Annotated in this window: 15 protein-coding genes; 6 read left to right on the top strand and 9 right to left on the bottom strand. The window is 27.4% G+C overall.

What is annotated here, in order from left to right; all coding sequences use genetic code 11:
* The first annotated feature begins 105 nt into the window (after nt 1-105).
* The 6 genes from BM335_RS03015 (at nt 106) to BM335_RS02990 (ending at nt 5,016) form a co-directional block, all read left to right on the top strand.
* Nucleotides 106-663, top strand: coding sequence for a TlpA family protein disulfide reductase (locus BM335_RS03015; protein ID WP_090223257.1), 558 nt, complete (start codon nt 106-108; stop codon nt 661-663).
* A gap of 84 nt (nt 664-747) precedes the next feature.
* The gene (locus BM335_RS03010) at nt 748-1,197 is read left to right on the top strand and encodes a hypothetical protein (protein ID WP_090223002.1); all 450 of its coding nucleotides are present in this window, start codon (nt 748-750) and stop codon (nt 1,195-1,197) included.
* 59 nt (nt 1,198-1,256) lie between these two features.
* Nucleotides 1,257-1,751 (top strand): hypothetical protein, encoded by a 495-nt coding sequence (locus tag BM335_RS03005; protein WP_090222999.1) that lies wholly within the window; start codon nt 1,257-1,259, stop codon nt 1,749-1,751.
* Nucleotides 1,752-1,794: 43 nt separating this feature from the next.
* Entirely contained in the window at nt 1,795-2,352 is a 558-nt protein-coding gene (locus BM335_RS03000) for an RNA polymerase sigma factor (protein WP_218157798.1), read from the top strand.
* A gap of 5 nt (nt 2,353-2,357) precedes the next feature.
* Entirely contained in the window at nt 2,358-3,692 is a 1,335-nt protein-coding gene (locus BM335_RS02995; protein ID WP_090222997.1) for an outer membrane beta-barrel protein, read from the top strand.
* A gap of 160 nt (nt 3,693-3,852) precedes the next feature.
* Entirely contained in the window at nt 3,853-5,016 is a 1,164-nt protein-coding gene (locus BM335_RS02990; RefSeq protein ID WP_090223251.1) for a vWA domain-containing protein, read from the top strand.
* A gap of 62 nt (nt 5,017-5,078) precedes the next feature.
* On the opposite strand, the gene BM335_RS15950 is transcribed toward BM335_RS02990, so the two are convergent.
* From BM335_RS15950 to BM335_RS02950, 9 genes are all read right to left on the bottom strand, one after another.
* Nucleotides 5,079-5,201 carry a hypothetical protein gene (locus BM335_RS15950; RefSeq protein WP_262493853.1) on the bottom strand — a complete coding sequence of 41 codons (123 nt, stop codon included), beginning with the start codon at nt 5,199-5,201 and terminating at the stop codon, nt 5,079-5,081.
* A 141-nt stretch (nt 5,202-5,342) separates the two neighbouring features.
* The gene (locus BM335_RS02985) at nt 5,343-6,542 is read right to left on the bottom strand and encodes an aspartate aminotransferase family protein (RefSeq protein WP_090222994.1); all 1,200 of its coding nucleotides are present in this window, start codon (nt 6,540-6,542) and stop codon (nt 5,343-5,345) included.
* 9 nt (nt 6,543-6,551) lie between these two features.
* Nucleotides 6,552-8,093, bottom strand: a complete 1,542-nt coding sequence (locus BM335_RS02980) for an OstA-like protein (protein ID WP_177219140.1) — start codon at nt 8,091-8,093, stop codon at nt 6,552-6,554.
* Nucleotides 8,094-8,190: 97 nt separating this feature from the next.
* A complete protein-coding gene (locus BM335_RS02975) occupies nt 8,191-9,462 on the bottom strand; it encodes an adenylosuccinate synthase (protein ID WP_090222988.1) in 1,272 nt (423 codons plus the stop codon).
* A 19-nt stretch (nt 9,463-9,481) separates the two neighbouring features.
* Complete coding sequence (locus BM335_RS02970; RefSeq protein WP_090222986.1) at nt 9,482-9,922, bottom strand: Fur family transcriptional regulator; 441 nt, start codon at nt 9,920-9,922, stop codon at nt 9,482-9,484.
* Nucleotides 9,923-10,026: 104 nt separating this feature from the next.
* Nucleotides 10,027-12,246, bottom strand: coding sequence for a RelA/SpoT family protein (locus BM335_RS02965; RefSeq protein WP_090222984.1), 2,220 nt, complete (start codon nt 12,244-12,246; stop codon nt 10,027-10,029).
* 44 nt (nt 12,247-12,290) lie between these two features.
* Complete coding sequence (locus BM335_RS02960; protein ID WP_090222982.1) at nt 12,291-13,523, bottom strand: M48 family metallopeptidase; 1,233 nt, start codon at nt 13,521-13,523, stop codon at nt 12,291-12,293.
* A gap of 7 nt (nt 13,524-13,530) precedes the next feature.
* Nucleotides 13,531-14,334: a TrmH family RNA methyltransferase gene (locus tag BM335_RS02955; protein WP_090222979.1), complete on the bottom strand. Its 804-nt coding sequence runs from the start codon at nt 14,332-14,334 to the stop codon at nt 13,531-13,533.
* Between the two features lie 24 nt (nt 14,335-14,358).
* Nucleotides 14,359-15,432, bottom strand: a complete 1,074-nt coding sequence (locus tag BM335_RS02950) for a DUF3810 domain-containing protein (protein ID WP_090222977.1) — start codon at nt 15,430-15,432, stop codon at nt 14,359-14,361.
* Between the last annotated feature and the right edge of the window lie 63 nt (nt 15,433-15,495).

Raw genomic sequence — 15,495 nt, 5'->3', positions numbered from 1 at the left:
CTTCGAAACTATTCGAAGGCTTTTTTTGTTACATAAATTTAAAAAATATGCATTAATATTGTAATGTTAAGAAATAATATACTACTTATAACTAAAACAACTTTAATGAAAAAAATACTTTCAAAAAATAATATTTCAAATGCTATTTTTATTATCGCTTTGGCAATAATAATTTACCCACCTACAAGAGAATGGTTTATGCGTCAAATTGCATTTTCACCTTCAATTAATACATCAAAAGAAAAAGTTATAGACAATTATCAATGGCAATTAAAAGGATTAAATACTAAAAGTATAAACTTTGATGAACTTAAAGATGAAGTTGTTTTTGTGAATTTTTGGGCAACTTGGTGTCCTCCTTGTAGAGCCGAAATGCCAATAATTCAAGAATTATATGATACTTACAAAAATAAAGTATCATTTGTATTTGTAACAAACGAAAATTGGGAAACTGTAAATTCTTACTTTGTTAAAAACGATTACAATTTACCAGTATACAATTCCTTAAGTAATCCGCCGCAATTATTTACTGAAACTAATAGTATTCCAGCTACTTACATAATTAATTCAAAAGGAATTGTTCTTGTTAATAAAACAGGTGCTGCAAATTGGAATAGCAGTAAAATTAGAAATTTATTAGATGAATCTATAAAAAATAAATAATAACTGTAGCGTTTTAAATTTTTTTACCGTAAAGACTATTAGATACTATTTTAAAAACTATAAATCTTTAAAAGAATTTAAACCATGAGAAAATACTTATTATTATTTGTAATTTTAGCAACTTTCAATAGTTGTAATGATTCTGATTGCGACCTTTATTCTACAGGTCCTCCAATAACATATGTTGAACTAGTTGATAGTGATACTGGTGAAAATATATTTACATCAGGTGAGTATCAATATACAGATATTGAGGTTGTTAATGCTGAAGGGGAAACTGTAACATCTGATTTTATATATGAAAATGATTATAATATTATTCGATTTATTCCGTATACTTATTCTAGTTCAAATGTTATTTTCATTAAAGTTGAAGATAATATAAATGAAGACGACATAAATGTTAAAATAACTTTTGATATTAAAAAAGTTGAAACTGAATGCTATACAAATTATTATATTGAAAATTTAGAAGTAGAAAACTATCTTTCTGAAACAGATGCTAACACTGGTTTATTAACTATAAAAGTATAATTTTTATAGAATTAACTTAACTTTGCTTTTCACTTAAACCAATATTTATAATGAATACTATGAAATATAAATTTTCATTAGTTTTTTGCATTTTATTTATAATTACATCTTGTAGTAATGCTGACGATACGGCTGTGTACAATGATTTTTTGAATAATACATCAAGCTCAAATGTGATATTACGCATTAACAAATCACTTTTTGATAATATTGATAATAATAGAATTAATAACGTATCAGAAGGAAATTTTATTAAAATAAATAATGGTAAAAAAAATGGCGATTTTATTGAATTATCTGTGTCGTATAGCGGAGGATGTAAAACACATAATTTTGAAATTATTTGGGATGGTATTGTTTATACAAATGAACCTTGCAATATGAATTTTCTTTTAGTTCATAGTGGTAATAATGATAGCTGTGAAGCTTATATTACAGAAACTATTATTATAAACTTAAAAGAATTATTGGGTGATGTTACCTACAGTAGCAGTTGTAGTTTTAACATATTTAATACTTACAATACATCTAATATTCCTAATATAAAAATTTAAGTGTAAAAAAGCGAAGTGTAAATTCATTAGGAATTGAACTAATTTGAAACCAAAAATAAGTAAAGACATCCTTATTGAAAAACTCTTAATTGAGTGTGAAAAAGGAAATGTATTATACCAAGAAAAGCTTTATCAGCATTTTTATGGATATGCTTTGACTATTTGCAGGTTATATTCTTATTCTGATGATGAAGCAGTTAGTATTTTAAATGATAGCTTTTTAAAAGTTTTTACATCAATTCAAAAAAAACAATATAATAAAGATTTACCTTTTGAAGCTTGGTTAAGAAAAATTTTAATTAATACAGCAATTGATTATTATAGAAAGAATTTTAAACACAATAATCATCTTGATATTGACGAGGTTATTTATTTGGAAACAGATGCTGCAAATGCAATTGACAATTTAAAAGTTGAAGATATTTTAAAATTACTAGATCAACTACCTGAATTACATAGAATTGTTTTTAATTTATTTGAAATTCAAGGATATAATCATCAAGAAATAGCATTACAATTATCTATAGCAGAAAGTTCATCTAGAGTTTTTTTAACAAGAGCCAAAGCGAAGTTAAGAGTTTTAATTCATAAAAACTTTTAAAATTAATGAATAAAGATTTTGATAAAATATTAAGCAAAAAAATAAAGGTAACTTTTGAAAATCAAAACTTACCATACAATCCTGAGCATTGGAAAATGCTACTTGCTAAAAAAAATAAAAAGAAAAAAAGAGTTTTATTTTTATGGCGTGTTGCTGCAATTTTTGTTTTTTCATTATTAGCCGGTGGATTTGTGTTATTTTTTAACAAAACAACAAATTTTGAAAATTCTTCAACACCAAAAATTATTTTTGAAAGTAAAAATGATTCATTAAAAAAAGATAGTTTAAAATTTAAAAATGAAATCCTTATCACTTCAAGTTTTAAAGACACTTTAAATAAAGTTAACCAGCAACAAAAAAGTTCAGATACTGTATTTAATGTTCAGCAAAAAAAGATTTTAAACCAAAATAATACAATAAATAAGTTTATAAAAAAGAATGAAATAACGCTAAATAAACAAATTTTAGAAAAGCGATCCAATAAAACTTTTGCGAATGAAATTTTGCAAAAAGATAGTTTAAATAACGTAGTTTATTTAGCTTTAAATGATTCTTTAAACACTAATAAAATTAAACTAGCTGAAGTTAAAAAGGATTCTATAACTACAAAAAAAGATTTTATTGCAACCCTTGACGCTCTCAATAAGCCTAAAACTGATGAAATTGAAAAGGAAACAAATAAGCATCTTAAAATTGGAGTTGATTTTGCTCCAATAATTAATTATACATCAGAAAATGAAAATTCAACAATAGGTTTGGTGAGTGGTTTTTCAATAGATTATCCAATTTCTAGTACAATAGATATTTCAGCAGGAATTTTATATTCTAATCAAAAATTTGATTTAAATCAACCTTCAAATTATTTAAAAGATGCCGTAAGTTTTTCAAATTCAAGTCAATTAGTTGATAAAAGCGCAACGCTTGAAGGAATTGAAATTCCAATAAATATTAAATATAATTTTTCAATTGATAATAAAGCTGTTTTTGTATCATTAGGATTTTCATCAACCTCTAGTTTTAATGAAAATATAGAATCAAAATACAAACTGAACACCAGTACACAAACAAGAACCAAAGATGCTTCAGGAAATAATATTGTTAAATATGAATTATATTATGTTGATAAAACTATTTTAACACCAAATACTTCAAAAGCATTCAATTTTGCGAATATTATTAATGCTTCATTAGGAATTAATATTCCAACAAAAAACAATCAATCTATCATTGTTGAGCCTTATTTAAAGTATTATTTAGCACCAATTTCGCAACAAAAAATGGATGTTATTGGAGCAGGAATACATTTGCGTTATATTTTTAGTTTACAAAAAAATAATTGATATTTTTTGTAGCGTTTTAAAACTTTACAACGTAATAGATATAAATAGGTTAAAGCTTTTTACCACAATTTAAAAAGTTTAATGTAAAATCTCTATGCTTATTCATTTGAATAAGCTGAGATTTTACAAAAATGTTAAATGAATGCTAAAAAAAATTAAAATGAAAAAAATCCGTACTCTTGTATTTATAGTAACTGCACTTTTAATTGTAAGTTGTAATAATGATATTTCAACTAGTGATGATTATTTAATGACCGATGATTTTAGTTCAAGCAGTGGAGAATATCCAGAAGGAGGGCAACAAGAACAAGCCGGTTTAATAACTGCAGGAGAGTGGAATGATTTAGCAAATTGGGATTTTTGGAACAACCTTTTAAATGGACAATCGTATTCAGATAAATCAGCCTATTGGAGTTTTTATACCAATAATAGAGTTTCTGTTCAGGTTAAACAAAATAGCAACCCAGCTGTAAATGTTACTGTTGCAATTAAAAAAAATCAAGATGTAATATGGGAAACTAAAACAGATAATTTTGGAATTGCAGAGTTATGGATTGGACTTTTTGATAAAGAAACAACAATTGATGTTGCCGATTATTCTCTATTTATAAATAATCAACAAGTTGACACTCCTGTAAAATGTTTTGAAGATGGTATCATTTCTATAGAATTAAATTCAATACAAAATACTTCAAATAAAGTTGAATTAAGTTTTATTGTTGATGCCACAGGATCTATGGGAGATGAGTTAGAATTTTTAAAAGACGATTTAAAAAGCGTTATTCAAAGAGTAAAAAATGAAAATTCAACTTTAGATATTTTTACATCGACCGTTTTTTATAGAGACGAAGGTGATGCGTATGTAGTAAAACATTCCAATTTTACAAATGATATTTCTTCAACACTTAATTTTATAAATCAACAAAGTGCAGATGGAGGAGGTGATTTTCCTGAAGCGGTTGATACAGCGTTAAATGCAGCCGTAAATAATTTGCAATGGTCCGATAATTCAAAAACAAGAATTGCCTTTCTTTTGTTAGATGCACCGCCACATTATACTAATCAGATAATTAATACACTTCAAAATTTAATTAAAAAAGCATCACAAAAAGGTATAAAACTTATTCCTGTAACGGCCAGTGGAATTGATAAAGAAACAGAATTTTTAATGCGTTTTTTTTCAGTTTCTACTAACGGAACATATGTTTTTATTACCAATCACAGTGGTATTGGTAATGATCATTTAGAAGCTAGTGTTGGAGCATATGATGTTGAAACTTTAAATGATTTATTAGTTAGACTGATAAATAAATATGCTCAATAATTTTGCGCATAAAAAAACCTGTATACATCTAAACAGGTTTTTATATTTTTAAGAAATTAATTTTAAGAAGCATATAATCCATAACGTCTGTATCTATCCCATTGTAATCTTTTAGTGTTTGAAAAATTTACTAAATGTACTTTTTTAGTATTTTGTTGTGGTAAGTTTTGTTCTAAAGTTTTCATAATAAGTAGTTTTAAATGTTTTTGTTTACTTAAATGACGACCATAAAACATTATTGTTACGCTATTGTGTATAACATAGTACTAAATTAACATTATTTTAACTAAAAGTCTGCAATTAAGGAATTTATTACTGACACAGTATTAGTAATCTTTTTGAATATCTTCAAAAATTTCATTTAAAGTTTCAATTAAAATATTACAACCAATATAAATTTCATCATCTGAAATAGTAAGAGGAGGAGAGATTCTTATTGCTTTTGTTTCAAATAATAGCCAATATAATAACAATCCTTTATCTAAACATTTTAAAATAACTTTAGATGCAATTTCACTTGTTTCAACTATTATGGCTAGCATTAACCCTTTTCCTCTAATTTCAGAAATTAATGGATGTACTAGTAATTTTTTAAATAAAGATTCTTTATATTCAATTTGCTGTAAAACATCAGCATTAAATAATTCTTGTAAAGTAGCAAGTGCAGCTGCTGCAATAACAGGATGACCTCCAAAAGTAGTAATGTGGCCTAATTTTGGTTGTTGTTTTAAGCAACTCATAATTGTATTAGAAGAAATAAAAGCACCAATTGGCATTCCACCACCTAAACCTTTACCTGTAACAATAATATCTGGAATAACATTGTAGTTTTCAAAGCCAAATAATTTACCTGTTCTTCCAATTCCAGATTGAATTTCATCTAAAATTAACAAAGTTCCAACTTCCTCACACTTTTGTTTAATAATTTTAAAATAATCGTTTTCAGGCTCAATAAATCCGGCTCCACCTTGAATAGTTTCAAAAATTACAGCAGCTGTTTTTGAGGTGATTTTTGATATTTCTGATAAATTATTAAATTCAATAAATTTAATACCGGGAATTAAAGGTCTAAATGCGCTATTTTGTTCTTCGGCACCACAAACGCTCATAGATCCTTGTGTATTACCGTGATACGCATTTTTTGCAGCAATAATTTCGCTGCGTCCAGTAAATCTTTTTGCCAATTTTAAAGCGCCTTCTGTAGCCTCAGTTCCAGAATTTGTTAAATAGGTAGTATTAAGGTTTTGTGGTAATTTTTCGGCTAAGAATTTACATAAATCTAATTGTGGTTTTTGAATAAACTCTCCATAAACCATCACATGCGTGTACTTATCTACTTGATTTTTAATTGCTTCAGAAATTTTTGGATGATTATGCCCCAACGTATTTGCTGAAACTCCTGCAATAAAATCTAAATATCTATTTCCTGTTGTATCATAAACATAACTTCCTTTGGCTTCTGCAATTTCAAGAGCTAAAGGACTTGGGCTTGTTTGCGCCTGATATTTTAAAAAATCTGCTTTCAATTTTTATGTTTATTGTGTTATAATTTTTTTATCCGTTTTTTTGGGAGGAACAATTTCTTCATCATGAATAAAAATATCTTCCATTTTTTTTGGTCGTTCTGTTTCACGCCAAATAAAACCTTTTAAAAGTTTATCTTTTTCTAAAAATTTGGATGGAGGATATGTATTTCCTGAAGGTTTAATATTAAAATCAATGGTTTCAATTTCATTGTTATTCATGGTAATAAAAATATTTCTACTACTTTGCATTTTTACAATACCAATTAAAACCTGAGCCTCATCTCGCATATAATAAATAACCTCACTATTTCCAACATCATCAAGGGTTTTTAGCTTATTATTTTCAAATTTACCATACATGTTTTTACCTTTTAATTGGCTGTAACCTGCAGAATCTTTTTGTATCATAAAAGCATTATTTAATACTTTTAATGAATCCAATTGTTCTGTTTTAGCGTTAGAAATAAAATGAATAGTATCTCCAGTAATTTGGTTTCCTTGAGCCCACATTACTGGGTTTTTTAATAATTTGGTTAAACCCGTTTTTTCATTTGTAATTAACGAATCGCATTTTCCTTGTAAATCTACCTTAAAAAATTTCACTTTATTAAAAGCTCGTACTATGCGTTCATCCACTTTGCCGGTTACCATTAATTTATTGCCATGAATGTATAGAGAGTCTTTTTCAACTAATGATATTGCAACAGCTTTATCGGTGATGTACACGGAATCTTTTAATTTGTAATATTCAGCATAACCACCTTTTATCACCGAGTGGTTTATAGTATCTAAAACTTTAATATTGCCAGTTGCCGAGGCAAATTCCTTATTTTTATTATAGTATAAACTGTCTCCCGAAATAATTCTATCCTGATAATATATCTTTGAATTTTTTAAGAAATGTGAAATATTTGTTTTAGAATTATGATGACCGTTTTCTGTATAAATGGAATTTTTATCATTTGTAATGGTTGATGGTCCAGTTAAATCTGCAATACCAGTATATGTATTATAGTCTAACTGATTGGTTATTAGCTTACTGTCTTTATTTGTAACTTCAACATTGGTATATGCTTGAAACTTTTTAGTTTGTAAGTAATAATAGCCAATTTTACTTGTTAAAACATTTGTGGTGTCTTTAATTTTTCCACCTGTTACATAATGAAGTAATTGTTTTTCTCTGTCAAACTTTAGAGTATCTGTTTCTAAAGTCATCATTGGATCTTTTAAAACAACTTTTCCCCATGATGTCGCAAACTTTTTATTGCCATCATAATCAACATATTTGCTGTACTGTATAACAGTATCTCCTTGGTTCATTATTACATTTCCTAAAGCTTTTATCAGTTTTTTTTCTTGATATATATAAGCTTTATCACAACGAAGTGTAGCACCATCGTGTTCAACAAAAACATTACCTATTGAAATTGTTGCCCCAGGATATTTTGGATCAGTCAAAGTATTATCTGCTTGAAGAATTTTTATTCTCTTTGTTTGAGAATAACCTAATGAGCAAATAATGAAAAAAGTAAGAAAAATAATTTTTTTCAAATTATAAATATTTAGAGCCAAATTTAATTAAAACTTAAATTAAAAGTTATAAATGTACGTTAAAAAAAAGCTTCAAATTTTTTGAAGCTTTTTAATACTATCGCATTATTGTTTGTTTTCTATCTGGGCCAACAGAAACAATTTTAATTGGAACTTCAACAAAATCTTCAATAAATTTAATATAATCTTTTAGTTCTATTGGAAGTGTGTCTTCAGTAGTCATTCCAGTTAAATCTTGTTTCCAACCTTTAACTTCAGTATAAATAGGAGTAACGTTATGTTCTTCAATATTGTAAGGTAAGTAATTAACTTCTGTACCTTTATAATTATATGATGTACAAACTTTCAATGTGTCAAATCCAGATAAAACATCACCTTTCATCATCATTAGTTGAGTAACACCATTTACTTGAACAGCGTATTTTAAGGCTACCAAATCTAACCATCCGCATCTTCTTGGTCGGCCAGTTGTTGCGCCAAATTCGTTTCCAACTTTTGACATAGTTGCACCTGCTTCATCAAATAATTCTGTTGGAAAAGGACCAGATCCAACTCTAGTAGTGTATGCTTTAAAAATTCCAAAAACTTCACCAATTTTATTAGGTGCAACTCCTAAACCTGTACAAGCACCTGCGGCTGTTGTGTTTGATGAAGTTACGTATGGATAAGTTCCAAAGTCAATATCTAATAATGATCCTTGAGCTCCTTCTGCTAAAATTGTTTTATTGTTTTTAATAGCATTGTTTAAATATTCTTCGCTATCAATAAAAGTTAGTTGTTTTAATACATTAATGGCTTCGCAAAATTCTGCTTCTAATTCTTCTAAATTATACTGAATATCAACATCAAAAAATTCTATCATTTTAATGTGCTTTTCAGTTAAAGCAGCATATTTATCTTTCCAATCTTCTAATTCTAAATCTCCAACACGCATTCCGTTTCTACCAGTTTTGTCCATATAAGTAGGGCCAATTCCTTTTAGTGTAGAACCAATTTTTGCTTTTCCTTTTGATGTTTCACTAGCAGCATCTAACAAACGGTGTGTAGGTAAAATTAAATGTGCTTTTCTTGAAATTAAAAGTTTTGTTTTAAAATCTAAATTAAACTGAGATAGGTTTTCCAATTCTCTTTTAAAAATTACAGGATCAATTACAACGCCATTTCCAACAACATTTACAGCGTCTTTATGAAAAATTCCTGAAGGAATGGTATGCAAAACGTGTTTATGTCCATCAAAAATAAGTGTATGTCCTGCATTTGGGCCACCTTGAAAACGAGCAATTATGTCATAGTTTTTGGTAAGAACATCTACAATTTTACCTTTACCTTCGTCTCCCCATTGTAGTCCTAATAATAAATTTACAGCCATGTTGGTTTTTTATAATATGTTAGTTGTTTTGTTTTTTTGTTCCGTAGAAATAAAGTGAGTGATTTTGAATTTCAATATTAAAAGTTTCTTCAATAGTTTTTTTAATAATTTGAATTCTAGGATCACAAAATTCAATAACTTCACCTGTATCTGTTAATATTACGTGATCGTGCTGTTTGTCAAAATACGATTTTTCGTAATGTGCTTGATTTTGCCCAAATTGATGTTTTCTAACTAAACCCGATTCTAATAATAACTCTATGGTGTTGTATAAAGTAGCTCTACTAACACGGTAGTTTTTATTTTTCATTTGGATATATAAAGATTCTATATCAAAATGATGATTGAGGTCATAAATTTCTTGTAAAATAGCAAAACGCTCAGGTGTTTTTCTATGGCTATTCGCCTCTAAAAAATTCACAAAAACATTTTTTACAATTTTTTGATTGTCATTACTCATAAATTCAACTTTTTAGGTTGTAGAACTAAACAACAAAGTTACTTCTTATTTTTTAAAATTAAACCAGAAAAAAGCATATTTATTAACGTTTAATTGTTTATAAATTAATGTTTATAAATTCTATCGACCGTTTCAATTCCTTCTATTTTTTTTATACTATCGCTTAATTTTTGTAATTGACTTTTATTTTGGACACTTACGGTTATTTTACCATCAAAAATTCCATCTAAACCAGAAATGTTTAAACTTAAAATATTTACACTCATATTTTTTGAAATAACCTGAGTTATTTCGTTTACCATTCCTACGTGGTCAACTCCATGAATTTTTAAGATAGCTTTAAATTCTTGTTTTGAGGAATCTATCCATTTTGCTTGAATTATTCTGTATGCATAATTTGCCTGTAAACTGATAGCGTTTGGGCAATCTTTTTTATGAACTTTAATACCATCGTTTATGGTTACAAACCCAAAAACCTTATCACCAGGAATTGGATTACAACACTGCGACATTTTAAAATCTAGGCGTTCTTCTTCACTTCCAAAAACCAATGAATCATATTTGTCAACAATTTCATCTTTATCTACAGCATCTGGATTTTGAGCGCTTCTTTTAATTCTATTTTTGAAGAAATTAACAAAGGCATTATTTCTATGAGAAACAAAATCTTTTAACTCATTATTGTCAATAGATCCATTACCCATTCTGTAAAACAAATCTAAACTTGTTTTTAACTTAAAGAAAACAACTAATTCATTCACAACTTTTTCATTTAAAGTAATTTTTAAATGACGAAGTTTTCTTGTTAAAATTTCTTTTCCTTCTTCAGCGGTACGTTTTTGACCTTCTTTTAAAGCACTTTTAATGCGTGTTCTTGCTCTTGCAGTTACAACAAAATCTAGCCAACCAACATTGGGTTTTTGGTTTTTTGATGTAATAATTTCAACTTGGTCACCACTAAATAATTCTTGACTTATGGGTTTTAATTTTCCATTAATTTTTGCGCCACGACAATTCATTCCAACTTGAGTATGAATTGAAAATGCAAAATCTAAAGCGGTTGCATTTTTTGGCAATGCTTTTAATTCACCATTTGGAGTAAATACAAAAATTTCTTTTGCATATAAATTTAACTTAAAGTCTTCCACAAAATCAATCGCGCTACTATCTTGATTTTCAAAAGTTTCCTTAATTTTATTCAACCAATCATCTAAACCACTTTCACGTTCATTTTGGTTTTTATATTTGTAATGAGCCGCATAACCTTTTTCTGCAATTTCATCCATTCTAGATGATCGAATTTGAACTTCAACCCATTTTCCTTGCGGTCCCATTACAGTAATATGTAATGATTCATAACCTGTAGATTTTGGTTGACTAATCCAATCTCGCATTCGGCTTGGATTCGGTCTAAAATAATCTGTTACAATAGAATAGATTTTCCAAGCATCAAATTTTTCATTTTTTATGGTTGATTTGTAAATAATTCTAATAGCAAACTTATCATAAATTTCATCGTAAGAAACCCCTTGCGAAAGCATTTTTTTACGAATGGAATAAATGGATTTTCGTCTTCCTTTTATAAAATAATCAAAACCTTCTTTATCTAAAGCTTCTTTAATTATACTAGAAAAACCTTCAATATATTGATCTTGCAGATCTTTATTTTGCCTAATTTTATCTTGAATTTCTTTATAAATTTCAGGCTCGGTATATTTTAAACCTAAGTTTTCAAGTTCAGTTTTTATGTTATAAAGCCCTAAACGATGCGCTAATGGGGCATAAATATAAAGCGTTTCTGATGCAATTTTTAATTGTTTGTCGGTTGGCATTGCATCCATAGTTTGCATATTATGCAATCTGTCTGCAATTTTAATTAGTATAACCCGAACATCATCATTTAAAGTAAGTAGCATTTTTCTGAAATTTTCAGCCTGTACCGATGCATCTTGATCTTTCTTTAAATGTGATATTTTTGTAAGTCCGTGTACAATTTTTGCTACATTTTCACCAAATAAACGTTCAATATCTTCAACAGTATAATCTGTATCTTCAACAACATCGTGTAAAAGTGCCGAAATTATTGAAGTTGTATCTAAACCAATTTCATAAGCTACAATTTTTGCAACAGCAATTGGATGATAGATATAAGGTTCACCAGTTTTTCGTCTTTGACTGCTATGTGCTTCCACAGCTATATCAAAGGCTTTTCTAATTTCCCTTTTATCTTCATCAGTAAAAGTTTGGTAGGCACCTTTTAAAAGGTCTTTATAACGCCTAGCAATTTCTCTATTTTCTTCTTCTGTACTGATATTGTATGACATATTTTAAAAATAATACTTTAAACCAATTAAACAATAGGTAATCACTATTTTTTTAAATTTAAAATGCGTTGTAATAACGGAGGATGTGAGTAGTGAAACTTAACATACAAACTGTTAGGTGTTAAGTTACTTAAACTATTTTTTGAAAGTTTTTTTAACGCAGAAATTAATGCGTTTTTATTAAAATTATATTTTGCATAATTATCTGCTTGATATTCAAATTTTCTTGATAGAATATTCATAAAAAAACCTGTTATTTCTGATATTGGACTGTATAAAATAGTAAAAGCTATTAATCCAATATGAAAACTTGGTTGTTCAACTCCTAATGCTTGAGATAAAACAGAATTTCCTATTAGTAATGATAAAATGTATAATGTTAAACCCATTAAAAGCAACGATAAAACTAGGTTATAAATGATGTGTTTCTTTTTATAATGACCAATTTCGTGCGCTAAAACAGCCACAATTTCATCAGTTTCTAAATCATTTATTAAGGTATCATACAGAGTAATTCTTTTTTGAGCGCCAAATCCTGAAAAATAAGCGTTTGCTTTTGTTGAACGTTTTGAGCCATCAATAACAAAAATATTATCAATTTTAAATCCTACTTTTTTTGAGAAATTTTCTATAGCAGTTTTTAAATCACCAGCTTCTAATGGTGTTTGTTTATTAAAAATGGGTACAATTAATTTTGAATAAAATAAGTTCATAAAAATTGTAAAAACAGCAATTAAAGCCCAAGAAAACAACCAAAAGTTATTAGTTGTAGCTTGGTAAAACCAAGTGATTAAAGCTAAAATTCCGCCACCAATAATTACCATCATTAACCAACCTTTAATTTTATCAAAAATAAATGTTTTTAAAGTAGCTTTATTAAAACCATATTTTTCTTCAATTACAAAAGTTTTATAATAAGAAAAGGGTAAAGAAATTAAATCGCTTGCAAAAACTATTATTCCAAAAAAAAGTAACGTGATAATTATTTGATTATTTGAAATACTTCTAACAATAGTATCAACAAAAGCAAAACCATCAAAAATAAAAAATAGCACAGTAGTTAGTACAGAAAATCCACTTACAATTGTTGAAAATTTGTGATTTTCCTTTTTATATGCTTGTGATTTTTTATATTCTTCTTCATTATAAATTCCTTCTAATTCTAATGGAATTGGATCGTTAAAATGTTTTGCATTTAAATAATCTAAATACGTATCAAAAAAATACTTAAAAAGTATAATTCCAATTAAAATATAGAATACTATTGTAGGGCTCATTTTTTGTTTATTTTTTTAGTTGACGTTGTCTTACACCTTCAAAAATTATAATGGCTGCGCTTACAGATACATTCATAGAATCTATTGCTCCGCGCATTGGAATTATAATATTTTTAGTGGTATTTTCTAACCATTTGCTAGTTAAACCAGTTGCTTCAGTTCCAACAACAATTGCGCTTGGTTGGGTGTAATCTATAGTTTGATATTCTACGGATGCTGTTAAGGCTGCGCCATATATATTTATATTTTGTTGCTTTAAAAAACTAATAATTTCTTCGCTTGTTCCAGTTGCAATAGTTGTTGTAAAAATACAGCCAACACTACTTCTAATAATGTTTGGGTTATACATGTCTGTTTTAGGGTTTGCAATTAATACAGCATCAATTCCAGCGGCATCAGATGTTCTTAATAATGCACCAATATTTCCTGGTTTTTCAGGTGCTTCAACAACTAAAATTAATGGGTTTTTTGTTGATAAGTGCAACTCATTTAAAGTTAAATCTTTAGTTTTTGCAACTGCTATAATTCCTTCGGTTGTATCTCTTAAAGCCAATTTTTTATAAACTTCGCTAGAGATTTCAATAACTTCTACACCAGAAATATTTTCAATTTGATTTACTAATTTTTCAGTAAAAATTGAAGCATCAAAAAGTATTGTTTCAATTGTATAACCACCTTTTATAGCTAAATTAATTTCGCGCAAACCTTCAATTAAAAAGGTTTGTGTTTTTTTTCTAACACGTGATTTATCCTTTAATTGTACTAATTCTTTTATGTACGGATTTTGTGTGCTTGTAATCACTTTTTTCATACTGCAAAAGTAAATTTTAATTGATTATAACTTGTTGATTTTATAATAATTTACAAGCAATACAACCATTTTACTATAGCTTTTAATTCCATCTTCTTGATTATTGGCTTTTAAAAAGTTATCATAAAATAGTTTAAAATATTTCTCTGACCAATTTTGATACGATTCCCAAAAATCTTGATTTTCTTGTAAATCTTTTAAAATACCAATGTTCAAGGTAGATTTTAGTTCCTCAAATTTTTCAGGATGTGTGTAAAAAAGGTCATTTAAACAATAACGCAATGCATTTAAGTAAGCGCCATATTGAAAATATTTATCGGATGAATTAATTGCTGCTAAATAACCAATAAAATTAGCTTCGCTTTCTGGTCCAATGCCAATTTGGTGAGCCAATTCATGACAAACAGTTGCGGTATACGTGTTTTTTGGAATTAAATAATTTGCTTGAGCTTCATTTGTAAATGGATTTAGATATCCTGCAAAACCCATATAAGTAAGTGGAACGCTAAATAATGAATTTTTTATTGTTAAATTTTGATGATAAAATATGGGATAATTTTGTTGAAATTCATCAAAAACCAAGTAAGATTTCTCTCTAATTTCCTCTTTATTTGCTAAATTTTTAATTATAATAGTGTCGTTTTGTGTAATTGAAATATGTGTTGCATTTAATTTTTCAATTAATTGCGCGGTTAGCTGTTCCAAATCATTAGTTGAATAGGGTTGTACTTCAAAATTTAATTTTTCTGAAACTGGTATTCTATAATAATTTAATCCCCAATTAAAATGAAAAACAAAAAAGATTATTGAAATAATGGCGCCGGATTTCCACAACGTATTTTTAAGGTTAAATGATTTCTTTTTAATTGTAATTGCCACGTTCTTAATAAGATAGATGATTAATATTAAATATAAAACATCACCAATTGAAAATGGTATCCAACCAAATAAAAGTTGGTATATTTTATTTAAAAATATATACAATCCTTTAGAATAGAAACGCTCAATAATGCTTGGAAATTGGGCAATTAACTGTACAAATGCCCATTGCATAATTAATAAAATTACCAATATTTTACTTATTTTCTTTTGTTCCATATTTCAAAAGTACTGAATTAAAAATGAGTTTCGTATAAAATTAGTTATTAACAATTAACGCAC

Origin of the sequence: Lutibacter maritimus, assembly GCF_900116115.1 — a bacterium.
GTDB classification, from domain to species: Bacteria; Bacteroidota; Bacteroidia; order Flavobacteriales; family Flavobacteriaceae; genus Lutibacter; species Lutibacter maritimus.
The sequence above is the reverse complement of the archived record's forward strand: the minus strand, read 5'-3'. Positions and strand labels throughout refer to the sequence as shown.